The sequence below is a fragment of the Candidatus Rhodobacter oscarellae genome (assembly GCF_001078595.1).
Lineage (GTDB): Bacteria > Pseudomonadota > Alphaproteobacteria > Rhodobacterales > Rhodobacteraceae > Rhodobacter_B > Rhodobacter_B oscarellae.
The window spans coordinates 1206213-1228079 of the sequence record NZ_LFTY01000002.1 but is presented as its reverse complement, the minus strand read 5'-3'; the positions used below and the strand labels follow the sequence as shown (position 1 = coordinate 1228079).

Genomic DNA, 21867 nt, shown 5'->3' with positions numbered 1-21867 from the left:
CCCTTATGTTGGCTAAGTGACAAATTTTGATACATCCGCATGACCGCCCCCTTTGATCCCAACGAGCCAGAGGTGCCCAAACCGCGCCGCGCGCCGATCACGGGGCTGCGCAACTCGTTCCTGACGGGGCTGGTAGTGATCGCGCCCATCGGGCTGACGGTTTGGCTGCTTTGGACGGTGATCGGCTGGGTGGACGCGTTTGTGCTGCCCTTCGTTCCGGGCGCCTATATGCCCGACGCGCTGCTGAACCGCTTCCTGGGCAACGCGCCGGGCAGCGAGGACTGGATCAAGGTGAATGTGCGCGGCGTAGGCGTCGTGGTGTTCCTGCTCTTCACGCTATTTATTGGCTGGATCGCCAAGGGGCTGATCGGGCGCTCTATCATCGCCTGGGCGCAGGGGCTGTTCGAGCGCACGCCCGTGGTGCGCACCATCTATAACGGGCTCAAGCAGATCGCCGAGACGGTGTTCAACCAGTCCGAGACCTCGTTTGATAAGGCCGTCCTGGTGCAGTACCCGCGCACAGGGATCTGGGCGATCGCTTTCGTGTCGACCTCCGCCAAGGGCGAGATCCAGTCCAGCATCCCGCGCGAGGAACAGCTGATGTCGGTGTTCCTGCCGACCACGCCGAACCCGACCTCTGGCTTTCTGCTCTTCGTGCCAAAGAGCGACATGATCGAGCTGTCGATGTCGGTGGAGGACGCCGCAAAGCTGGTGATCTCGGCAGGCCTTGTCTATCCGAACGGCACGGTCGCGCCGGTGGACCTGGACGCGATCCCCGAGAAGGACCGCGAACGGCTGAGCGCCTAGGCGAACCAAGAACCACAAAGCGTTTCGCGTCATAGGGTTAGGTTCCGGATGGCGGCGACGGTCCCGCTCTAACACGGGCTGTCCGCGGCATTCTTCAACCAGCGCACAAATCGCCGCGACAATCCTGTTTCGCGTCCATCAATCTGTAGGGTGTAGAACCCGACATGGATGTCCTCGCTATGCGGCAGCGGCACAAGACGGCCCTCGGCGACATCGTCTTCAACCATAAAACCGGCGGATAGCACCATGCCCATCCCCGCGGTTGCGGCACGCAATCCGGCGTCATCCAGGTCAAAACGCTCAGCATAATTGAGCTGCACATCGCTTTTGCCGGATTCGCCCAGCCAGAGCCGCCAATCCCAGTTCCCTTTCGTGCATTGCAGAGCGGGAATGGACGCCACGTCCAGAGGGTCGACCAGTTTCGACAGCAAACCGGGCGCAAGATACGGGCGGCAGACATCATGGAACAGGATGTGCGCGCCATCTGGGCATTTGTCGCGCCTGTAGTAACCGATTGTCACATCGGCGGTTCCGGTCGGTGGGTCGTCGACATCATAGAAGGTCTCAACCTGAACATTGGCATTGGGGTGCCTGGACTTGAACAAATGCAGCTTAGGGATCAGCCAGCGCATGGCGAATGACATGGAGGCCCGCACCCGAAGCTCGTCGCTGTCGCGGACGACATCCTCCAGCGCTGTGTGCAGCATCTGAAGGCCGGGCAAGGCCTGTCGAAACAATCGAGAGCCCGCCTCGGTCAGGTCGATCGCATTGTTGCGGCGCACAAAAAGCTGAACCCCCAACGACTGTTCAAGCGCTTTGATCTGATGGCTGACCGCGCCCGGGGTCACCGCAAGGAACTCTGAGGCCTTCCGGATGCTCATATGCTGCGCCACCATGCAGAACACGCGCAGAGCATTCAGTGAAATCGCATTGGCATCTTGCATCAAATTTCCTCACTCAAGCAGAGAATAACTCGTTTGAACGCAATGGGAAGCGTTCATTAGGAATAAAGAAATTCACGATCCGGGGTTCTCATGTCATCATTTCATACCAATGCTCAGGCCATCCTTTGGGTCCTGGTGAGCACAGCCATATTCACTGTCATTTTCGCTGCCGCAAAGTTCGCCGACGGGGCCATTGGAACATTTCAGATCCTGTTTCTGCGATATATCAGCTCTGGCGTGACCGTGTTTTGCTTGGCGGCGCGTTCGGGGCCCTTGGCGCAATACAAAAGCAAGGTCCCGTTTCGGCATTTGTTGCGCGCGATCTTAGGCACCTCTGCCGCCGCGGCGATCACCTGGGCTTCGGCGCATATGCCTGTCGCAGACGCATCTGCCATTGGCATCCTTTACGGTGTGATAACAGTTCTGATTGGCGTCGTTTTCCTGAAGGAATATGTCGGGCTGCGCCACGGGCTTGCGGTGCTGATATCGCTGGCGGGCGCTGCGTTGGTCATGTTTTCGCAAGGGGCATTCCAGAGCGGCCTCGCCGCAATTCCGGCTTTCATCGCCTTGCTCAGTGCCATTCTGATGGCCTCCGAGGGGTTGCTCATCCGCCTGCTGAGCCAGACCGAAAGCGCGCTGTCGATGATGCTTCACGTCAGCGTTTTCGGCGTGCTGTTGATGTGCATCCCGGCCTACATCGAGTGGAAACCCGTCAGTATGGCAGTGGTCTTGGGGTGTTTTGCGCTTGGGCCGCTTTCGGTCTTCGCACAGTATTGTACGATCCGGGGGTATCGCATTGCGCCGCTGTCCGTTGTCGGACCCGTTGATTACGCATGGCTGATATTCGCAATGATATTGGGCGTGGTTGTTTTTGGGGAGTATCCAGGCGCCGGTGTCCTTGCAGGTGGCGTTTTGATCATCATCGGCGGCGGGGTGCTTGCCAGCGTTCCCACCCAGAGGCGACGCACAAGTGCCGCAAATCGCGCGACATGCGTGCCGGACCCTTGAGATCCGCCCTTCGCGGAAAACGCTGCGCCGCGCCTAAACGCGCCGCAGCATCAGAAAGATCACCGGCAGGGTGACCAGATACATGGTGATGCCGTAGACCCCGGACGGCAGGGCGTAGCTGGAGAGCGCCTCGCCCGCGATCAGGCTGCCCACGGTGATCCCCAGAGTCGCGTTCTGCACCCCGGCCTCTATGGAGATCGCGATGCCCTCCTTGCGCTGCAGCCCGGCCACGCGCGCCAAGGCCATTCCGATCCCCAAGAGCAGCAGGTTCAGCGCCACCAAGAGCGGGCCAAGGCTGGCGAGGTTCTCGATGAACAAGGTCCAATTCGCCACAACCGCCGCCAGCACGATCAGAACAAACAAAGCGGCCGCGGCGCGGAACACGAAGGGTTCGATATCCGCCGTGGCCGCGGGCCGGAAGTGGCGCAGCAAAAGCCCCAGCGCAACCGGCAGGATTGTAATCAAAAACATCGCCACCGCCAGCGAGGCCACGTTGATCTCTGGCGCGGCGGCACCCTCGAAATACCCTGCGGCCCAGGCCACCAGCAGGGGCACGGTCAACGCCGAAACCAGGCTGATCACTGCCGTCAGCGAGATCGACAGCGCCACGGAGCCGCCCGCAAGCCGCGTCAGCATGTTGGACGTCACCCCGCCGGGGCAGAAGGCCAGGATCATCACGCCCACCGCCAAGGCGCTTTCCACCGGGAAGGCCAGAAGCACCAGAAAGGCCACCAGGGGCAAAAGGACAAGCTGCGCCAAGGCGCCAATGGCGAAGGCCTTGGGCGCGCGCGCGACCTGCGCGAAATCCGCCACGGTCAGCCCCAGCCCCAGTGAGAACATGATAAAGGCCAGCACCAGCGGCAGGCCCAGATTCAGCAGTATGTCCAAGTCGATCCCCCCGTTTTCGATGACCATAGGGGCAAAGCGGCGCGCCGCAAAGCGTTAGCCGAACATCTCGCGCAGGTCGACCGAGCCTTGCTTGCCCAGCTTGTCCCAATGGTCGTCCAAAAAGCCCGCCGCGGCGCGACGCCCGGCCTTGTGCAGCGCCGTAAGTACCTGCGGGACCGGCACCATCTTTGTCGCCACGCTGAGCTCGCGCATCAGCGCGTCATCGGCGATCATATGCACCAGAACGTCCTTCTTGACGCCCTTGGCCAACGCGCCCTCGGCAATCAGGTCCTTGACGAACTGGATGGCGCGCAACTCTCGAAAGAGCGAGGAGTTAAAGCTGATCTCATTGATCCGGTTCTGGATCTCTTGTGGTGTGGTGGGCAGGTCGAGCCGCTCTAGCGGGTTGATGTTCACCACAACAATGTCGTCCGGCAAGTCCCTGGCAAACATCGGGAAAAGCGCCGGGTTGCCGGTGTAGCCGCCGTCCCAGAACGCCTCGACATTGCCGGTCTTTGGGTCGCGGAACTCCGGCGCCTGAAACAGCGTTGGCAAACAGCCCGATGCCAGGATCACATCGGCATGGATATCGGCGCCCTCAAAGACGCGGATCTTTCCGGTGCGCACATTGGTGGCCGTGACGAAAAAGCGCGGGCCGGCATCGCCGCAGACCGCGTCGTAATGGAACCGCTCGACAATGCGGCGCAGCGGGTTCTTATAGAGCGCGCCATAGGCGTAAGGGCTCACCAGACGCGAGGCCGCGTCGGCGGCGGCAAAAAACGGCGAATACTCCAGCATCTTGGACACCGCGCCAGGGTCGCTGACCCCGCCGAACATCCAAGGCTTCAGCAAGGATGCCTCCACCGCGCCGATCTGCTTCCAAAGCCAGGCCAGGTTCTCTTTGGCGGCCTTACGGTCGCCCCGCACCAGCCCGGCCTTGACCGCGGCGCCGTTCAGCGCGCCGGCGGAGGTGCCTGAGATCGACGCGATCTCTAGGTCGTCCTGCTCCAACAGCCGGTCCAGCACGCCCCAGGTGAAGGCGCCATGGGCACCGCCACCCTGCAGGGCTAGGTTGATGCTTTTCTTCTTCATTCGACATGCTCCTCGCTGCGAGGTCGCGCATTCGGGCGGATGAGCGGCCCGCGCTAAAGCGCCGTCCAGCCGCCATCCACGCTGATTGTCGTGCCCGTAACCTGCGCCGCCGCGTCCGAGCACAGATACACAACCGTGCCGCCAAGTTGCTCGACCGTGGCGAACTCTTTCGACGGCTGCCGCTTTAGCATCACCTCGCGGATCACCGTCTCGCGATCCATGCCGTATTCCTTCATCGTGTCGGGGATCTGCGCCTCGACCAAAGGTGTCAGCACGTAACCCGGGCAGACGGCGTTGCAGGTGATGGGCTCTTCGGCGGTCTCCAATGCGGTCGTCTTCGACAGGCCGACCACGCCGTGCTTGGCGGCGATATAAGCGGACTTGTATGGCGACGCCGTCAGGCCATGGGCCGAGGCGATGTTGACCACCCTGCCCCAGCCCGCCTTGCGCATCACGGGAAGTGCTGCGGCGGTGGTGTGGAAGGCCGAGCTCATATTGATGGCGATGATCGCGTCCCATTTCTCCACCGGGAATTGATCAATCGGGGCCACGTGCTGGATCCCGGCATTGTTGACCAGGATGTCGCACGCGCCCGCATCCGCGATCAGGCGGCGGCAATCCTCGGCCTTTGACATATCGGCCTGGATGTAGCGCGCGGTCACGCCGGTCTCTTGCGCGATCTCGGCGGCGATGGCGTGGTCTTCGTCGCGATCGGTGAAGGAGTTCAGAACAACATCCGCCCCCGACTTGGCCAGCTCCCGGGCGACGCCCAGGCCAATGCCGGAGTTTGACCCGGTGATAACGGCGGTCTTACCTTTAAGAATCATTCCTTAACCCCATGCTGCGCTTGCAAGGCAGTTTATGCTGCATCCGCAAAGAAATGAAGGCGCGCCGGGACCGCACAAAAAAACGCCCGCACAAGGCGGGCGTTAAGTTATTGAGGCAGGTTTCATACAGGCAAGAAACCTATCGAGCAGTAAGGCGGTTATACGCCATCCCTCGCGCCCGTCCAAGCTAAAAGTTTGAAAAGGCTGGCTGCGCTCGGTAGGTTCGGGCAAAATCTTGGCGAAGAGCAGAGAGATTGTTGCGCAAATGAGACAGAGCTTCTTAACGAAAATTGGGACATTGGCGGCGTTTGCGGCGATTTCCTTAACGGCCGCGCCCCTTAAGGCAGAGCCCAAACACGGCATCGCGATGTATGGCGAGCCCGCTCTGGGCCAAGATTTTATAGCTCTTCCTTACGCAAACCCTAACGCGCCGAAGGGTGGAAAAATCGTTACCGCCGAAACCGGAAGTTTTGACAGCCTCAATCCGCATATCCGAAAGGGCTCGGTTCCCTGGCAGCTTCGCTTCCTGGCCTATGAGAGCCTAATGGGCCGCTCTTACGACGAACCGTTCACGCTTTATGGACTATTGGCCGAATCAATCGAGACTGGACCGAACCGCGAATGGGTTGAGTTCACCCTGCGGCCCGAGGCCCGATTCTCTGACGGCTCGCCGGTGACGGTCGAGGACGTGATGTGGTCCTACGAGACGCTCGGCACCCAGGGCCACCCGCGCTACGCCGGCGCCTGGACCAAGGTCGGCGCGATGGAGCAGACCGGCCCGCGCAAGATCAAGTTCACCTTCAACACCGAAGACCGCGAGATGGCGCTGATCATCGGCATGCGCCCGATCCTGAAGAAGGCGCAGTGGGAGGGGATCGATTTCACCGAGTCGGGGCTAGAGAACATCCCCGTCTCCTCGGCGCCCTATGTGATCGCGGATTTCGAGGCCGGGCGGTTCGTGTCGCTCAAGCGCAATCCGGATTATTGGGGCAATGACCTGCCCTTCCGTCGCGGCACGAACAACTTCGACGAGATCCGCATGGAGTTCTTCGCCGACGGCACCGCCGCGTTCGAGGCTTTCAAGGCGGGCGTGGCCAACACCTCTCGGGAATTCAACCAGCAGAAATGGGACACGCAATACGACTTCCCGGCTATCGACAGCGGCGATGTGATCAAAGCGATCCTGCCGCATCAGCGGCCCACCGGGATCACCGGGTTTGTGATGAACACCCGCCGCGCGCTGCTCGACGACTGGCGGGTGCGCGACGCGCTGATCCACGCCTTTAACTTTGAATTCATCAACCAGACCCAAACCGGCGGCAAGCAGACCCGGATCACCTCCTATTTCTCCAACTCGGTGCTGGGGATGCGGGATGGCCCGGCCGAGGGCAAGGTGCGGGCGCTCCTGACACCCTTCGAGGCCGAGCTGCTGCCCGGCGCGCTTGACGGCTACGCCCTGCCCGCGGGCGACGGCAGCGAGCGAAACCGCGCCAATATCCGCAAGGCCACCGCGATTCTGGCCGAGGCGGGCTGGACCGTGGACGATCAGGGCGTGCTGCGCAACCAAGCCGGAGAGGCGTTTGAATTCGAGGTGCTGCTGAGACAGGGCTCGGCAGAGAACAAGGCGATCATCGACATCTACACCAAGTCGCTGGAGCGGTTGGGTATCACCGCCAACGTCACCGTGATCGACCCGGCGCAGTATAAGCAACGCACGGATATCTATGATTTCGACATGACCTATTACCGGCGTGGGCTCTCTCTGAGCCCCGGCAACGAGCAGAAGCTTTATTGGGGCGCGGAGGGCGTCGAGGCGCCGGGCACGCGCAACTGGATGGGGATGAACTCGCCAGCGGCGGAGGCGATGATCGACAAGATCCTGAACTCACAGAGCCGCGATGACTTCATCGCCGCAACCCGCGCGCTGGACCGCATCCTGACCTCTGGGCGCTACGTGATCCCCATCTATGCGTTCAACATAAGCCGCGTGGCCCATGCCAAAGAGCTGCGCTATCCCGAAAATCTGCCGATCTATGGTGACTGGATCGGCTGGCAACCTGACGTATGGTGGTACGAAGAATGAAGTATTTTCTGCTGATCGCGCTGATGGCGCTGGCCTCCTGCGGCGTGCCGGGCGTGCCCTTTATCTAAGCCGCTTGCCAACCGCATCGCGCCGGGCCACAAACCCCACGTGACTTGGTGCCAATGGGGTAAACATGCAGCGGCTTTGGGCGGAATTTATCGGCACCGCGTTTCTGCTGATTGGCGTCGTGGGCTCTGGCATCATGGCCGAAGCGCTGGCGGGCGGCAACGTGGCGGTGGCCTTGTTGGCGAATGCGATTGCCACCGGCTGCGTGCTTTATGCGGCGATCACCATCCTTGGGCCGATCTCGGGGGCGCATTTCAACCCCGCTGTGACGCTGGCCTTCGCGCTGCGCCGCGAGATTGAGGTGCCCGAAGCGATGGCCTTCGTGGCCGTGCAGATCGTCGGCGGCGCGGTGGGCGTCTGGCTGGCGCATCTAATGTTCGACCTCGCGATCTTCCAGACCAGCACCACGGACCGCGCCAGCACTGGGCAATGGGCGGCGGAGGTGATTGCCACGTTCGGGCTGCTCACGATCATCTTCGGCGGCCTGCGCCACCGGCCCGAGGCGGTGCCCACGCTGGTCGCGCTTTACATCACCGGGGCCTACTGGTTCACCGCCTCCACCAGCTTTGCCAACCCCGCGGTGACCATCGCGCGCACGCTCAGCGACACCTTCGCGGGCATCAATCCAGCGCACGCGCCGATGTTTATCCTGTGTCAGATCGTCGGGGCGGTTGCAGCCGTCTGGGTCGCGCGTAAACTCTTTGCATGAGCAAAGCCCTCTTCGACGACGGACCACCGGAGCCCTGCCCCGCGCCGTTTAATCTCACCGAGTATGTGTTCGCCGCGGGGCAGGAGACGCCCGACAAGATCGCGCTTGCGGTGCTGTCGCTGACGGGCGCCGAGCGCTGGTCCTACGGCAAGCTGACCGAGGCCGTGCTGGGCACCGCGACGGGGCTTTTGCAGCAGGGGCTGGGGCCCAGGGACCGCGTGCTCATGCGGCTGGGCAACACCGTGGACTTCCCCGTGACTTATCTGGCGGCGATCGCCGTCGGGCTGATCCCGGTGCCGACCTCCGCGATGCTGACCGCCCCGGAGGTGACCAAGATATGCGCCGAGGTGGCGCCCCGGCTCATCGTTGCCGCGCCAGGCATCGCGGTGCCGGACGGTCCGCCCTGCCCTGTGATGGACGCGGCGACGCTGCGAGACATGCGCGCCCTGCCCCCGGCGCGATTTGAGATGGGCGACCCCGAGCGCCCGGCCTATATCATATACACTTCCGGCACCTCCGGCGTGCCGCGCGCCGTCACCCATGCGCATCGCGCGATCTGGGCGCGGCGCATGATGTGGGACGGCTGGTACGGGCTGACGCGCGAGGACCGGCTGCTGCATGCGGGCGCCTTCAACTGGACCTACACGCTGGGCACCGGGCTGATGGACCCCTGGGCGATCGGCGCCACCGCGCTGATCCCCGCCGAGGGCACCACGCCCGAGCAGCTGCCGCTTCTGCTCAAGCGCCATGATGCAACGATTTTCGCCGCCGCACCCGGCGTCTACCGGCGGATGCTGCGCGCGGCGCTGCCGGCGCTGCCGCGGCTGCGCCACGGGCTCTCGGCGGGCGAGAAGCTGCCTGCCGTGACCCGTACTGCCTGGGAGGACGCCACCGGCACCCTGCTGCACGAGGCCTATGGGATGTCGGAATGCTCTACCTTCATTTCGGGCAGCCCGCGGCGCTCCGTTCGGGGCGCGATCCTAGGGTTTCCGCAGACCGGACGTCGGGTCGCCATTCTGGATGGCGCAGAGATCTTGGCCAGGGATACGCCTGGCACGCTAGCGGTTAACGCGCAAGATCCCGGCCTCATGCTGGGCTATTGGTCCGCGGCCAAGAACGCCCCGGAACCCATTGAAGGCGAATGGTTCTTGACCGGCGACACCATGGCTATGGGCACCGATGGCGCGCTGAGCTATCTGGGCCGCGAGGACGACATGATGAATGCCGGAGGCTTTCGCGTCTCGCCGCTAGAGGTCGAGGCCGCGCTGTCCCAGCACCCGGCCATCCAGGAATGCGCGGCGGTGGAGCAGCGCGTCGCCGATGACACCAGCATCATCGCGCTGCATTATGTCGCGGTTGCCGAACAGGATTCAAAGGCCCTAGAGGAATTCGCCGCCGCCCATCTCGCGCGCTACAAGTGCCCGCGCGCCTACCATCGGGCCGACGACCTGCCGCGAAACCCCAATGGCAAGATCCAGCGCCGCGCGCTGCGAAGCGGTTAGACCTTGGCGCAGCCCTTGGCCTTGGCCAAGGTATTCATGGCTTAATATAGACGTCAAGCGCGCTGCGGGTCCCCGCTTCTTCGGTTCTCAAATATCCTGGGGGGTGCCGTTCGTTTGGCGCCATTGGTTCAAGCCCAATGGACGGCGGGGCTAGCCCCCCAGTCGGTCGGATTTGCGAAGCAAATTCGAATGCCCGCTCAAGGCCAGAAGCCGTTACATCTCCATCCAAATGTCACCCCATCATTGGCTCAGCCCTGGGATCCAGATCACCATATTCTCGGAGGTTATCGCCACCAAGGCGCACCCCAGAATGAGCGCCAGCGTCATCGCCCACATCACCGGCGTGAAACGCGCCGCGCGGCGCTTTGCCTCGGCCATGGCCAGGGCCTTGCCCTGCGGGGTGCGAAACTCTCGTGCGGTGTTTTGCCTGTGCATCGCCTGCTCCGTCAATTGCGCTACAGGGGCCTGCATAGACCGAAAGCCTCGAATATTCGGTTAAGCGCCGCCCGCGCGTTGCGGCCATAAGCAAAATCCGGCATAGGGCTGGGCATGGTAAAGCTCGACATCATCTCCGACCCGATCTGCCCCTGGTGCTATATCGGGAAATCCAACCTTGACCGCGCGCTGGAGAAGGCGGGCGACCACCCGTTCGAAATCGAGTGGCATCCCTTTCAGCTGAACCCCGACATGCCCGAGGGCGGCATGGACCGGCGCGAGTACCTAGAGACCAAGTTCGGCGGCAAGGAGAACGCTGTGCGGGTCTATGGGCAGATCGAAGAAGCCGCCAAGGCCGCGGGGCTGGAGATCAATTTCGAGGGCATCACCCGCACCCCGAACACGCTCGACGCGCACCGGCTGATCCATTGGGCGGGGATCGAAAAGCGCCAGACGCCCGTCGTCCAGGCGCTCTTTAAGGCCTATTTCGTTGAGGGGCGCGACATTGGCGATATCGACGTGCTGGCGGATATCGCCGACGGAGCCGGGCTGGATGCGGCGATGATCCGCGTCCTGCTCCAGGGGGACGCGGACCGCGAGGACATCCAGGGCCGCGACAGCTGGGCGCGCGAGAAGGGCGTCACCGGGGTGCCCTGCTTTGTGGTGGGCCAGCGCCACGCGGTGCCCGGCGCGCAGCCGCCGGAGCTTTGGGCGAAGGTAATCGAGGACATCGCCGCAATGGATGAGGGCGAAAACGGCGCGGCCTGACCCCCGGCCGACTGGCCTCCTCTGCATCGTTGCTTGGCGGGACCAAAACTCTTCCAAGAGTTTTGCAAATTTCTTGCAAGAAATTTGGCCCGCCCAGATTAACCCGGTGTGACCCGGTAGAGCGCGCCCTCATGCACGCTGAGGAACCAGATCGCGCCATCCGGGCCCTCGCGCACATCGCGCACGCGGCCCGATTCCGGGCCTTGCAGCTGCTCGATCTCTGTGAGCTTCGCGCCGCTAATCCTTGAAATATAATCAAATTTTAGCGACCCCACGAAGATATCACCGCGCCATTCCGGCCACAGCGCGCCGGAATAGACCATCATGCCCGAGGGCGCGATGGAGGGGTCCCAGTAATGCGCAGGCTGCTCCATGCCTGGTTTCGCGGTGCCCTCGCCGATCACCTCGCCCGAGTAGTGCCGCCCATAGGCGATGACCGGCCAGCCGTAATTCGCGCCGCGCCGCACCCGGTTCACCTCGTCGCCGCCCGCCGCGCCGTGCTCGACCACCCACAGGTTGCCCTCAAGGTCCAGCGCCGCGCCCTGCGGGTTGCGGTGCCCATAGGACCAGATCGCGGGCTGGCCCTGGCCGATGAACGGGTTGTCCGCGGGCGCCGAGCCGTCACGGTTCACCCGCACGACCGAGCCATTCTCGTTGCTTAGATCCTGCGCCGAGGGGCGGTCGCCCCGGTCCCCAACCGTCAGGTACAGCGTGCCATCCGGCGCCTCGACCACGCGCGAGCCGAAATGCCGCCCGCCTCTGGACCCCCGGGCGATCTCAAAGATCACCCGCATGTCCTCAAGCTCGCGCCCGTTCTCTGACAGGCGCCCCACGGCCAATGCGGTGCCGCTGCCCCGCAGCCACTGCTGTTTGGAGAAGCTGAGGAAGACCTCGCGCGTCTCAGCAAAGTCCCGCGCCGCGACCACATCCAAGAGCCCGCCCTGGCCGCGAACCACCGGGCTCAGCCCGTGCCGCACCTGTGTCAGATCGCCGCTCGCGCGACGCAGCAGCAAGTCACCGCCGCGCTCGGTGACCAGGATCTCCCCGTCGGGCAGGAAGGTGAACCCCCAGGGCTCGTCCAGCCCGGTCAACACCGCCTCTACCCGCAGCGGCCCCGCAGAGCTCTGCCAGTCCGCCGCCATAGCCGCGCTTAGGGATGAAATCAGGAAGGCAAAAGCCGTCAGAACACGCATGGGGTTCTCCTTTCTAGAGGTAGACTATCCGGTCTCTGCGCAATTTCCAGACAAGCTTTTGCGATCTGCGCAGCGCTTGGGCAAAGCCAGGAAAACCCGCGAACGGCATCGCAGAACCTGGCTTCCCTTTTTGCGGCACTCATTTTACGATGTCGGGCACAAACATATCCACTGGGAGGATAAACATGAAAAAACTGCTTATGACGAGTGCAGCGGTTGCGGCTTTGGGAACAAGCGCGATGGCTGCGGGGCATGAGGAAATCAAGCTTGGCGTCATCCTGGGCTTCACCGGGCCGATTGAATCGCTGACACCCTCGATGGGTGACGCCGCCGAACTGGCGATGGCCGAGGTCACGGCCTCGGGCAAGCTGCTGGGCGGCGCCAGTGTGACCGGCGTGCGCGGTGACAGCACCTGCATTGACAGCGGCGCGGCGCAGGCCGCCGCCGAGCGCCTGGTCGGCGAAGGCGTCAAGGGCATCATGGGCGCGGATTGCTCGGGCGTGACCGGCGCGATCCTGACCAACGTGGCCATGGCCAATGGCATCGTGATGATCTCGCCCTCGGCCACCTCGCCGGGCCTGAGCCACAATAACAACGAAGACAATGGCCTGTTCTTCCGCACCTCGCCGTCGGATGCGCGCCAGGGCGTGGTGATGACCGAGGTCCTGATGGAGGCCGGCATCAGCGAGGTCGCCGTGACCTACACCAATAACGACTACGGCAAGGGACTGGCTGACAGCTTCCAGGCGGCCTTTGAGGCTGCGGGCGGCTCTGTGACCATCAACGCCGCGCATGAGGACGGCAAGGCGGACTACACCGCGGAAGTGGGCGCGCTGGCCTCCGCTGGCGGCGACCGGCTGGTCGTGGCGGGCTATGTGGACCAGGGCGGCTCTGGCATCGTGCGCGCAGCACTCGACAGCGGCGCGTTCGACACGTTCCACTTCCCCGACGGCATGATCTCGGCCAAGCTGGTTGAGAATTTCGGCGCGGAGATCGACGGCTCCTCGGGGCAGCACCCGGCCCCGTCCGACGAGCTGGCGGCGCGCTTCACGGCGCTTGTTGACGGCGCCTTCGATGCGACCTCGCCCTTCACGCCCGAAAGCTACGACGCGGCGGCGCTGATGATGCTGGCAATGCAGGCGGCGGGATCCTCGGATCCGGCGATGTATAAAGAGCACATCATGGCCGTGGCCAACGCGCCGGGCGAGCAGATCCAGTCCGGTGAGCTTGGCAAAGCGCTGGAGATCATCGCGGCGGGCGGCGACGTGGACTATGTCGGCGCGACCGGTGTCGAGCTGGTCGGCCCGGGCGAAGCCGCGGGCAGCTACCGCGTTGTGGGCTTTGAGGGTGGCGAAGAAGTCACCGCTGGCCGCAAGTAATCTTGGCGCTTAAAAAGATGAGGAACGCCGCCCGCAAGGGCGGCCTTCCTTTATCAAGGGGGGCGACCCTGCGGGTCGCGATGTTACTGGGTTACCGAATATGATCGTCGTCGAGGACGTACACAAACATTTCGGCGGGTTCCGCGCCGTGGACGGCGCCACGCTGGAGATCAAAGAGGGCTCGATCACCGGGCTTATCGGGCCCAACGGCGCCGGAAAAACCACCCTTTTCAACGTGATCGCGGGCGTTCTTCCACCGACCTCCGGCCGGGTGACCATGGCGGGCGAGGACATCACCGGCCTGCCGCCGCACACGCTGTTCGGTAAGGGGCTCTTGCGCACCTTCCAGATCGCCCACGAGTTCACCACCATGACCGTGCGCGAGAACCTGATGATGGTGCCCGGCGGGCAGTCCGGCGAGAACATCGTCAGCGCCTGGTTCCGCCGCAGCGCGATCCGCGTCGAGGAGCGCGCCCTGGCCGCCAAGGCCGACGAGGTGCTGGAGTTCCTGACCATCGACCACCTGGCCGACGAGCGGGCGGGAAACCTCAGCGGCGGGCAGAAGAAGCTTCTGGAGCTGGGCCGCACCATGATGGTGGACGCGCGCATCGTATTCCTTGACGAGGTCGGCGCCGGGGTGAACCGCACCCTGCTGAACACCATCGCCGACGCCATCCTGCGCCTCAACAAGGAGCGCGGCTATACGTTCTGCGTCATCGAGCACGACATGGATTTCATCGGGCGGCTCTGCGACCCGGTGATCTGCATGGCCGAGGGCAAGGTCCTGGCGCAGGGCACGCTTGCCGAGATCAAGGCCAATGAGGACGTAATCGAGGCCTATCTGGGCACCGGGCTAAAGAACAAGGTGACGGCATGAATTTGGTTTCGAATTTCGCTTCGCGAAATCCGACCGATGCGAGGGGGCGCTGCCCCCTCGCGCTCCCCCGGGATAATTTTAAACCGAAGAAGCGGGGGGAGCTGACCAATGGCTGACCCGTTTCTGATTGGCGACAGCATGTCGGGCGGCTACGGCGCCGGGCCTGACATCCTGCATGACTGCACCATCGCGGTGAACAAGGGCGAGATCGCCGTCATCGTCGGCCCGAACGGCGCGGGGAAATCCACCGCCATGAAGGCGGTGTTCGGCATGCTGGACGTGCGCCAGGGCGCGGTGCGCCTAGGCGGCGAGGACATCACCGCGCTCACCCCGCAGGCCCGCGTGGCCAAGGGCATGGCCTTTGTGCCGCAGACCTCCAACATCTTCACCTCGATGACCGTCGAGGAAAACCTAGAGATGGGCGCCTTTCTGCGCCGCGACGACATCCAGACCACGATGCGCCAGGTCTATGACCTGTTTCCCATCCTGCGCTCCAAGCGCAACCAGAAGGCGGGCGAGCTGTCCGGCGGGCAGCGCCAGCAGGTCGCCGTGGGCCGCGCGCTGATGACCGAGCCGCAAGTCTTGATGCTGGACGAGCCCACCGCCGGGGTCAGCCCCATCGTGATGGACGAGCTCTTTGACCGCATCATCGAGGTCGCCCGCACCGGCATCTCGATCCTGATGGTCGAGCAGAACGCACGCCAGGCGCTGGAGATCGCCGACAAGGGATACGTCCTGGTGCAGGGGCGCAACCGCTTCACCGACACCGGCCAGGCGCTGCTCGCCGACCCCGAGGTCCGCAAGAGCTTCTTGGGGGGGTAGATGCGTATTTGTGACAAGGTGAATCGAGGGATGTTTTGGGTGCCGCTGACCTTGGCGTCCGCGGCAGGCCCTGCCTCCGCCGAGCGCGTCTATTGCGAGATGGTGCCCCCTTGCGCTGGTGCCGTCTGTGCCGCCGAGGCGGTGCCGTTGCGCTTTGAGATCGACCACAACCAGTTCGCCCCGCCAGTGGACGCCAAGGAGCCGCCGCGCAACAAGGTCACACTGGTGGCACTCGGGGATCAGCAGTTTCGCGCCGAGCCCATCGTCATGGAGGACGGCACGCTCGGCTTCTGGGCCCATGTAGCGGGCGTGGACCACCTAATGACCATGCGCCCCGACGGGTTGGGCACCTACGCTACCACCGGGGACATGCTGTTTCTTACCGGGCGCTGCGAGGTGACGGGATGAGGGCGCAAATCGCCGCCGCGGCGCTTTTGCTTGCCCTGCCCGGCCCGGCCGGCGCGAATACGCGGTTCGAGCCCGAGACGCGGTCATTCACCTGCACCTTCACGCAGAGCTGCACCACGCCCGAGCCCTATGAGGATGGCGCGTTCTGCCGCGACGAGATGCTGCGGCTGAGCATCATTGGCGGCGACGGGGAGACGCTAATCTACACGCCGAACGCGGACGGGCTGGCGGGCAGCTTTCACCGCTATTTCATCCATGCGACGCCGAAATACAGCGCGTTTGTATCGAGCGATGGCGGCGGCTCGAACCTGGTGACGATTTTCCCTGACATGTCAGTGGTTTGGACCGGGCACTTCACCCAAGCCGCACATCTGGCCTATTCGCATTTCGGCAGCTGCGAGGAGAAGCAATGAGGGTAACCCACTGAGATGATAGACCTCCTGAACGCCCTTGTGGTCCTGATGAACTTCGTGGTGATCCCCGCCGCGGCCTATGGCGCGCAGCTGGCGCTGGGGGCGCTGGGGGTGACGCTGATCTACGGGATCCTGCGGTTCTCGAACTTCGCCCATGGCGACAGCATGGCCTTCGGGGCGATGTGCACGATCCTGTTCACCTGGTGGTTCCAGTCGATGGGGATCACCCTGGGGCCGCTACCCACGGCGCTGCTGGCGCTGCCCTTTGGCATCGTGATCACCGCCGCGGTGATGCTGGGCACCGACCGCGCGGTCTATGCCTTCTACCGCGCGCAGAAGGCCAAGCCGGTGATCCTGGTGATCGTCTCCATGGGCGTGATGTTCATCATGAACGGGCTGGTGCGCTTCATCATCGGGCCGGACGACCAGCGCTTTGCCGATGGCGAGCGCTTCATTATCTCAGTGCGCGAGTTCAAGGCCCTGACCGGCCTCAAAGAGGGGCTGGCGTTCAAGACCGGCCAGGGCATCACCCTGATAACCGCGATCATCGTGGTGGCGGCGCTGTTTTGGTTCCTTAACCGCACGCGCACCGGCAAATCCATGCGCGCCTTCAGCGATAACGAGGATCTGGCGCTGCTCAGCGGCATCAACCCCGAGCGCGTCGTGGCCATCACCTGGATCCTGGTCGCGGCGCTGGCGACCATCGCGGGCACTTTATATGGGCTGGATAAGTCCTTTAAACCCTTCACGTATTTCCAGCTGCTGCTGCCGATCTTCGCCTCGGCCATCGTCGGCGGGCTGGGCAACCCATTGGGGGCCATCGCGGGCGGTTTCGTGATCGCCTTCTCCGAGGTGACCTTTACCTATGCCTGGAAGAAGGTGCTGAAATACGCCCTGCCCGAGAACCTGGAGCCCACCAGCCTGGTGCAGCTTCTGTCCACGGATTACAAATTCGCGGTGAGCTTTGTGATCCTGGTGATCGTGCTCTTGTTCCGTCCGACCGGCATCTTCGCGGGGAAAGCCCTATGAGTGTGCAGACGCGCAATATCCTGCTCTTCGCCCTGGTGTTTGGGCTGATCATCGCCAGCGGGTTCTATCGCAGCCCCGACTACGCGCTGCGGGTGGTGAATCTGGGCCTGATCAGCGCGATCATGGCGATCGGCGTGAACATGCAATGGGGCTATGCGGGGCTGTTCAACATCGGCGTGATGGGCTTTGTGGCGCTTGGCGGGCTGATGGCGGTGCTGGTGGGCATGCCGCCGGTGCCCGACGCCTGGACCGCCGGGGGGCCGCGCGCGTTGCTGGCGCTGATCGTGGGCGGGGCGCTGATCTTTGCGGCGGTGCTGGCCTGGGCCCGGCTGCCCAAGGGCAATGTCCGCGCATTCGCGATGCTGGTGCTGCTGGGCGGTGGCTTCTTTGCTTATCGCGGCATCTTCGACCCCGCCGTTGTGGCCATCGAGAAGGTCGAGCCCGCCCTGCTGGGCTACCTGGGCGGGCTGGGCTGGCCTGTGATCCTGGCCTGGCCCATCGGCGGGCTGGCCGCGGCGGGGGCGGCCTGGCTGATCGGCAAGACCGCGCTGGGGCTCCGCAGCGACTACCTGGCCATCGCCACGCTGGGCATCGCCGAGATCATCATCGCGGTGCTCAAGAACGAGGAATGGCTGAGCCGCGGCGTCAAGAACGTCAACGGCGTGCCGCGCCCGGTGCCCTATGAGATCGACCTGCAGAACGACCCGGCCTTTGTGGAGCGCGCCCAGGGGCTGGGGCTGGACCCGGTGGTGGGCTCAACCCTGTTCGTAAAGCTCTGCTACGCGGGGCTGTTCCTGGCGGTGCTGCTGATTGTGATGTTCCTGGCGCAGCGGGCGCTGAACTCGCCCTGGGGCCGGATGATGCGCGCGATCCGCGACAACGAGGTCGCCGCCGAGGCGATGGGCAAGGACGTCACCGCGCGGCATTTGCAGATCTTCGTGCTGGGCTCGGCGGTCTGCGGCGTGGCGGGCGCGATGCTGATCACCCATGACAGCCTGTTCACGCCCACCTCCTACCAGCCCCTGCGGTTCACCTTCCTGATCTGGGTGATGGTGATCGTAGGCGGATCGGGCAACAACTTCGGCGCGGTGCTGGGCGGGTTCCTGATCTGGTTCCTCTGGGTCGAGGTCGAGCCGCTGGGGCTGTGGCTGATGGACGTGATCACTGCCGGAATGGCCGAGGACAACTGGCTAAAGGCGCATCTGCAGGAATCCGCGGCGCATATGCGGCTTCTGACCATGGGGCTTATCCTGCTGCTGGTGCTGCGGTTCAGCCCGCGCGGGCTGATCCCAGAGCGCTGACCCCGTCGCGATGATCGTCACGCTTATTCCGGCGGCCGGGGCCTCCGCGCGCATGCGCGGGGCCGACAAGCTGTTGGAGCCGGTGGACGGCATCCCTGCCCTGCGCCACGCGGTCCAGACCGCGCTCGCCGCCGATCTTGGTCCGGTGCTTGTGACATTGCGCGAAGAGGACGCGGCGCGGCGGAGGGCCGTGACCGGGCTGGACTGCCAATTGCTGAGCGTGGCCGACGCATCGAGCGGCATGTCCGCCTCGCTCCGGGTGGGCGGCGCGGCGGCGCTGGCGCTGCTGGACGCCGACCGGTCCGAGGGTTCCGGACTGCTAGTGCACCTGCCCGATATGCCAGACATCCAAAGCGCGGATTTGGTCACGCTTGCGCAAGCCTTTTCCGCCGCAGAGCCTCACCCGCTGCGCGCCGCGACGCAGGACGGGACGCCGGGGCACCCGACGCTGTTTCCAACGCGCCTTCTGCACCAGTTCGCGGATCTGACGGGCGATCAAGGCGCCCGCAGCGTGCTGGCCACCGAGGGCGTCCAGCTTGTCCCCCTGCCCGGCCGCGCGGCCGTCATGGATCTCGACACGCCGGAAGACTGGGAGCGATGGCGCGCGCATAGGTCCTCAAACACGGTCTGAACCGGTCATTTTGGATCAGTTGCCCATAGGGACAGCCTTAGACTGAGCTGTAGGCCATCGAACCGTCATCAAGAGGCGCTGGGCAAGTGACCTAGCCGCGGATCTGAGCAATCTGACGGCCCAGAACATCGTCCAGAAGGAAGCGATACGCCGTCTTGCGCCGGATACGCAGATCATAATCCTCTGAGTCCGCCGCACGGTCAGCGAACAGCCGCGCAAGGTCACGCACAGATGCCGTAACAAAGCCATCAACGGAATCCAGAACATGCGCGGCGTCCGCGCCTTTACCCTCATCTCGCACGATCAGAACCACGACATCTTCGGGGCCGATCTTGATCCCAGGCAGGCGTTCGGTCGTTCGCACGACAACAGTGAGCTGCGCTTGCGCTTCCGTCACAGTGACGTCAAAGGGTTTGCCAGTCAGGGTCGCTTGCAGGCGCTGTGCGAGTTCCCTGAGGGCCTGATCGACGGGCACCCGTCCCGCGCGATAGAACACTTCTCCTGCCCCCCCCGCACTGAGCACTGCGGGGTCGGGCGCATCAACGCCCGCATGACCGCGTTGGATCTCGGCCGCCAGACCGGACGTGGCGTAAAACTCTCCGGTGCCAGCACCTACATGGTTCAGCGCAAAGATGGCCTGAAGCGCTGTGCAGATGCCCTGCCACAGCGGCGCTTCCGGCGCATCCGGGGCGCCCACTGCTTTGGACAGCGCCGCGCGATCCGCCAGGATCCGATGGGCCAAAGTGCTGGTTGCGTTCTGGATCAGGAACAGAAGCTCGCATTGATCGCGCTCTTCTCCCTCGGGGATCTCCGGGCCGATAACGCGCCACATCTCAGCGATTGTTTGCGGGTCCAGCAGCGCGGCCGCATGCGCGACAATGTAGTCGTCGAATGCGGCCACCCAAAGGTCCGTCGTATAGCTTACCTTGGTCGACGCAAGCAGCGCCTCAAGCCCCCAAGCCAGCGCCGCCGAACGCAGGTCCTGCTTTGCCAGATCCAACGTCGCGGCTGCCTTTGGGAGGGCCTTGGCAACGGCGGCACGGCGATGCGCGATGGCCTGGGTGATCGAAGTCTTGTCGCTGAGCAGGACCAGGCGCAGCCTGCGCAGGCGCTTGGCCAGTTTCCGGTCCACGGTTTTGTTCGCAATGGCCTCTCTGATGATGGTCGAGAAATCGTCGACGAAATAGGGCAGCGTTGGGATCGGAATGCCATCAAGCACAACTCCGTGGCCTTTCTCGACCCTGACCGAGCGCCAATGCTCTAGAAGTTCGACGGAACTGCGGGTCGAGATGCCAATGTCGATGAGTTCTCCGTTGACGCCCGAGGGGCGCACCCGAGATTGCGCCAACGCGCCGGAACCGGTGCCCGACATCTCCAAAGCCTCAGGGGCCAGATTGCCGGACAGAAGCGCCATCCTGGTGTATTCCGAGTGCTCATCGGGGTCGGTCAGATCGTCGAAAGCCAGATCGTCCGTCGCCTGCGGCGCAATCCGAGGCGCCGCCAATTGACCGGCATGCGCGCCGAGCAGCTGGGTGTAGCCGAACCGGGCCTGATCCAAGAATTCAAGGATTAGATCATTCACCTTGCGGAAGGCCGCGTACCAGTACTCTGGCGAAAGCGTGGGGTTGATCAACACGCCAGTGTCCCAGTCGTTGCCGCCTTTCTCCGGCGCACCCAGCGCCACATACATGGCCCGCCCGCCCTTCAGGTGAAACCGAAGCACATCCTGCGCAATACCAAACTCTGCCATCAAAGCGTCATTCAGTTCGCCCAGTTTGGTATCCAGCCAGACCACCCGGTCTTCGTGCCATTCGGTCAGCCACAGCCAGTCGGGTCGGTGCAAAGCGCCGGTCGCGGCACCGCTGGCAATGCCTTTGGCGGATAAGGTCATGGGCGCGCCTTCCGCGCCGCCCAAAAACCGGTGCATCAAGCGATAGAGATAGAACGGCCCGATGTTGTACAGGCTGCGCGGCGAAGCCGCGGCCACCGAGGGTTCTGTCAGGGGCTCGATCAGGCGCTCTCGCACCTCATCCACCAGCGCTTGAGTTTGCGCGGCCGATTGGTTGGGGTGCGCACGCGCCCAGTGAGCTCCTACGTCAGGGGGAGGAAAATCGTAGAGCCCCAGATAGGCGGCAGCGCTGCGCACCCCGTCGGTCGCAAATGCCAAGCTTTCGGCACTTGTCATACGGGCCACCAATTCGGCGGCGCTCTGCACGATTTGAACCAAAAGATCATAGGCCCCCTTCTGCTGCCCGTCGGCCTGCACCTGCGTAAACTTGAACGCGGCCAGCAGATCTTTTGTGGCCTCGCCGATCAGCGGAGCCGTCGCGACCCCAAGTGGAGCCGGTTCAGTGGATTCAAGGATGAAGAACTTCGACAGAGCCTGAAAGGCCGCCTCGCGCGCTTTGTCTGTATCGCTCCCGGCTTCAGCCTCTGCCTGTTGGACAAGCCGAATATACGCGGTCTCCAGAACGGCCATCGGGTGCACCGCAATGCCGGCCCAGGATGCCGATTTCGGCGTTTGCAGGTCGTCGAACACCTCGGGCGCCGGACCTGGCCCCGGCCATTTGTCGGCGACGGCTTCGGTCGCGATGTCGGCAATGCCTTGAAAATACTGCGCCAATGGCGCGGGGAGCCCTTGGTTCTTCATCAACATTGTTCAAATCCTGAGTTGAAACATATGAA

General features: G+C 63.7%; 21 protein-coding genes. 14 read left to right on the top strand and 7 right to left on the bottom strand.

Translation table 11 applies throughout. From position 1 onward, the window contains the following. Window positions 1-39 precede the first annotated feature (39 nt). Complete coding sequence (locus tag AIOL_RS10840) at window positions 40-807, top strand: DUF502 domain-containing protein (protein ID WP_082152538.1); 768 nt, start codon at window positions 40-42, stop codon at window positions 805-807. 68 nt (window positions 808-875) lie between these two features. Here AIOL_RS10840 and AIOL_RS10835 read toward each other — a convergent pair whose 3' ends face one another. Next, window positions 876-1751: a LysR family transcriptional regulator gene (locus AIOL_RS10835; protein WP_049642991.1), complete on the bottom strand. Its 876-nt coding sequence runs from the start codon at window positions 1749-1751 to the stop codon at window positions 876-878. 90 nt (window positions 1752-1841) lie between these two features. On the opposite strand from AIOL_RS10835, the gene AIOL_RS10830 reads away from it, so the two are divergent. Further along, complete coding sequence (locus tag AIOL_RS10830; RefSeq protein ID WP_049642990.1) at window positions 1842-2759, top strand: DMT family transporter; 918 nt, start codon at window positions 1842-1844, stop codon at window positions 2757-2759. Window positions 2760-2792: 33 nt separating this feature from the next. Here AIOL_RS10830 and AIOL_RS10825 read toward each other — a convergent pair whose 3' ends face one another. From AIOL_RS10825 to AIOL_RS10815, 3 genes are read right to left on the bottom strand one after another with little or no spacing between them, the layout of a single operon-like run. After that, window positions 2793-3647, bottom strand: a complete 855-nt coding sequence (locus AIOL_RS10825; RefSeq protein WP_049645388.1) for a bile acid:sodium symporter family protein — start codon at window positions 3645-3647, stop codon at window positions 2793-2795. 54 nt (window positions 3648-3701) lie between these two features. Beyond that, window positions 3702-4739 carry a patatin-like phospholipase family protein gene (locus AIOL_RS10820; protein WP_049642989.1) on the bottom strand — a complete coding sequence of 346 codons (1038 nt, stop codon included), beginning with the start codon at window positions 4737-4739 and terminating at the stop codon, window positions 3702-3704. Between the two features lie 53 nt (window positions 4740-4792). Next, window positions 4793-5566 (bottom strand): 3-hydroxybutyrate dehydrogenase, encoded by a 774-nt coding sequence (locus AIOL_RS10815; RefSeq protein WP_049642988.1) that lies wholly within the window; start codon window positions 5564-5566, stop codon window positions 4793-4795. Between the two features lie 265 nt (window positions 5567-5831). Here AIOL_RS10815 and AIOL_RS10810 point away from each other — a divergent pair, with 265 nt between their 5' ends. The 3 genes from AIOL_RS10810 to AIOL_RS10800 all read left to right on the top strand — a co-directional run bounded on the left by AIOL_RS10810 (window position 5832) and on the right by AIOL_RS10800 (window position 9926). Next, the gene (locus AIOL_RS10810) at window positions 5832-7649 is read left to right on the top strand and encodes an extracellular solute-binding protein (protein WP_053101244.1); all 1818 of its coding nucleotides are present in this window, start codon (window positions 5832-5834) and stop codon (window positions 7647-7649) included. A 133-nt stretch (window positions 7650-7782) separates the two neighbouring features. After that, window positions 7783-8424 carry an aquaporin gene (locus tag AIOL_RS10805; protein ID WP_049642987.1) on the top strand — a complete coding sequence of 214 codons (642 nt, stop codon included), beginning with the start codon at window positions 7783-7785 and terminating at the stop codon, window positions 8422-8424. Further along, the gene (locus tag AIOL_RS10800; protein ID WP_049642986.1) at window positions 8421-9926 is read left to right on the top strand and encodes a class I adenylate-forming enzyme family protein; all 1506 of its coding nucleotides are present in this window, start codon (window positions 8421-8423) and stop codon (window positions 9924-9926) included. The genes AIOL_RS10805 and AIOL_RS10800 overlap by 4 nt, the downstream gene beginning before the upstream one ends. 240 nt (window positions 9927-10166) lie before the next feature. Here the strand turns inward: AIOL_RS10800 and AIOL_RS10795 are convergent, their stop codons facing one another. Then, window positions 10167-10361 (bottom strand): hypothetical protein, encoded by a 195-nt coding sequence (locus AIOL_RS10795; protein WP_049642985.1) that lies wholly within the window; start codon window positions 10359-10361, stop codon window positions 10167-10169. Between the two features lie 114 nt (window positions 10362-10475). Between AIOL_RS10795 and AIOL_RS10790 the strand changes: the two genes are divergently transcribed. Then, entirely contained in the window at window positions 10476-11129 is a 654-nt protein-coding gene (locus tag AIOL_RS10790; RefSeq protein ID WP_049642984.1) for a DsbA family oxidoreductase, read from the top strand. Between the two features lie 98 nt (window positions 11130-11227). Here AIOL_RS10790 and AIOL_RS10785 read toward each other — a convergent pair whose 3' ends face one another. Beyond that, window positions 11228-12322: a PQQ-dependent sugar dehydrogenase gene (locus tag AIOL_RS10785; RefSeq protein ID WP_053101242.1), complete on the bottom strand. Its 1095-nt coding sequence runs from the start codon at window positions 12320-12322 to the stop codon at window positions 11228-11230. 185 nt (window positions 12323-12507) lie between these two features. Here AIOL_RS10785 and AIOL_RS10780 point away from each other — a divergent pair, with 185 nt between their 5' ends. From AIOL_RS10780 to AIOL_RS10745, 8 genes are all read left to right on the top strand, one after another. Beyond that, window positions 12508-13701 (top strand): ABC transporter substrate-binding protein, encoded by a 1194-nt coding sequence (locus AIOL_RS10780; protein ID WP_049642983.1) that lies wholly within the window; start codon window positions 12508-12510, stop codon window positions 13699-13701. 100 nt (window positions 13702-13801) lie between these two features. Then, window positions 13802-14578: an ABC transporter ATP-binding protein gene (locus AIOL_RS10775; RefSeq protein ID WP_049642982.1), complete on the top strand. Its 777-nt coding sequence runs from the start codon at window positions 13802-13804 to the stop codon at window positions 14576-14578. 108 nt (window positions 14579-14686) lie between these two features. Then, window positions 14687-15400: an ABC transporter ATP-binding protein gene (locus tag AIOL_RS10770; protein WP_049642981.1), complete on the top strand. Its 714-nt coding sequence runs from the start codon at window positions 14687-14689 to the stop codon at window positions 15398-15400. Continuing rightward, window positions 15401-15808 carry a hypothetical protein gene (locus tag AIOL_RS10765; protein ID WP_152912484.1) on the top strand — a complete coding sequence of 136 codons (408 nt, stop codon included), beginning with the start codon at window positions 15401-15403 and terminating at the stop codon, window positions 15806-15808. Beyond that, window positions 15805-16221, top strand: coding sequence for a hypothetical protein (locus tag AIOL_RS10760; protein WP_049642979.1), 417 nt, complete (start codon window positions 15805-15807; stop codon window positions 16219-16221). The genes AIOL_RS10765 and AIOL_RS10760 overlap by 4 nt, the downstream gene beginning before the upstream one ends. Before the next feature lie 18 nt (window positions 16222-16239). After that, window positions 16240-17250, top strand: coding sequence for a branched-chain amino acid ABC transporter permease (locus AIOL_RS10755; protein ID WP_049645385.1), 1011 nt, complete (start codon window positions 16240-16242; stop codon window positions 17248-17250). Further along, window positions 17247-18551, top strand: a complete 1305-nt coding sequence (locus AIOL_RS10750) for a branched-chain amino acid ABC transporter permease (protein ID WP_049642978.1) — start codon at window positions 17247-17249, stop codon at window positions 18549-18551. The genes AIOL_RS10755 and AIOL_RS10750 overlap by 4 nt, the downstream gene beginning before the upstream one ends. Window positions 18552-18561: 10 nt before the next feature. Further along, window positions 18562-19182 (top strand): nucleotidyltransferase family protein, encoded by a 621-nt coding sequence (locus AIOL_RS10745; protein ID WP_049642977.1) that lies wholly within the window; start codon window positions 18562-18564, stop codon window positions 19180-19182. 91 nt (window positions 19183-19273) lie between these two features. On the opposite strand, the gene AIOL_RS10740 is transcribed toward AIOL_RS10745, so the two are convergent. After that, window positions 19274-21838, bottom strand: coding sequence for a hypothetical protein (locus tag AIOL_RS10740; protein WP_049642976.1), 2565 nt, complete (start codon window positions 21836-21838; stop codon window positions 19274-19276). Window positions 21839-21867 lie beyond the last annotated feature (29 nt).

Excerpts from the sequence above, each read along its gene's own strand:
- AIOL_RS10840 (WP_082152538.1), top strand. The coding sequence starts at position 40 with ATGACCGCCCCCTTTGATCCCAACGAGCCAGAGGTGCCCAAACCGCGC.
- AIOL_RS10835 (WP_049642991.1), bottom strand. The coding sequence starts at position 1,751 with ATGCAAGATGCCAATGCGATTTCACTGAATGCTCTGCGCGTGTTCTGC.
- AIOL_RS10830 (WP_049642990.1), top strand. The coding sequence starts at position 1,842 with ATGTCATCATTTCATACCAATGCTCAGGCCATCCTTTGGGTCCTGGTG.
- AIOL_RS10820 (WP_049642989.1), bottom strand. The coding sequence starts at position 4,739 with ATGAAGAAGAAAAGCATCAACCTAGCCCTGCAGGGTGGCGGTGCCCAT.
- AIOL_RS10815 (WP_049642988.1), bottom strand. The coding sequence starts at position 5,566 with ATGATTCTTAAAGGTAAGACCGCCGTTATCACCGGGTCAAACTCCGGC.
- AIOL_RS10810 (WP_053101244.1), top strand. The coding sequence starts at position 5,832 with ATGAGACAGAGCTTCTTAACGAAAATTGGGACATTGGCGGCGTTTGCG.
- AIOL_RS10805 (WP_049642987.1), top strand. The coding sequence starts at position 7,783 with ATGCAGCGGCTTTGGGCGGAATTTATCGGCACCGCGTTTCTGCTGATT.
- AIOL_RS10800 (WP_049642986.1), top strand. The coding sequence starts at position 8,421 with ATGAGCAAAGCCCTCTTCGACGACGGACCACCGGAGCCCTGCCCCGCG.
- AIOL_RS10795 (WP_049642985.1), bottom strand. The coding sequence starts at position 10,361 with ATGCACAGGCAAAACACCGCACGAGAGTTTCGCACCCCGCAGGGCAAG.
- AIOL_RS10790 (WP_049642984.1), top strand. The coding sequence starts at position 10,476 with ATGGTAAAGCTCGACATCATCTCCGACCCGATCTGCCCCTGGTGCTAT.
- AIOL_RS10785 (WP_053101242.1), bottom strand. The coding sequence starts at position 12,322 with ATGCGTGTTCTGACGGCTTTTGCCTTCCTGATTTCATCCCTAAGCGCG.
- AIOL_RS10780 (WP_049642983.1), top strand. The coding sequence starts at position 12,508 with ATGAAAAAACTGCTTATGACGAGTGCAGCGGTTGCGGCTTTGGGAACA.
- AIOL_RS10775 (WP_049642982.1), top strand. The coding sequence starts at position 13,802 with ATGATCGTCGTCGAGGACGTACACAAACATTTCGGCGGGTTCCGCGCC.
- AIOL_RS10770 (WP_049642981.1), top strand. The coding sequence starts at position 14,687 with ATGGCTGACCCGTTTCTGATTGGCGACAGCATGTCGGGCGGCTACGGC.
- AIOL_RS10765 (WP_152912484.1), top strand. The coding sequence starts at position 15,401 with ATGCGTATTTGTGACAAGGTGAATCGAGGGATGTTTTGGGTGCCGCTG.
- AIOL_RS10760 (WP_049642979.1), top strand. The coding sequence starts at position 15,805 with ATGAGGGCGCAAATCGCCGCCGCGGCGCTTTTGCTTGCCCTGCCCGGC.
- AIOL_RS10750 (WP_049642978.1), top strand. The coding sequence starts at position 17,247 with ATGAGTGTGCAGACGCGCAATATCCTGCTCTTCGCCCTGGTGTTTGGG.
- AIOL_RS10745 (WP_049642977.1), top strand. The coding sequence starts at position 18,562 with ATGATCGTCACGCTTATTCCGGCGGCCGGGGCCTCCGCGCGCATGCGC.
- AIOL_RS10740 (WP_049642976.1), bottom strand. The coding sequence starts at position 21,838 with ATGTTGATGAAGAACCAAGGGCTCCCCGCGCCATTGGCGCAGTATTTT.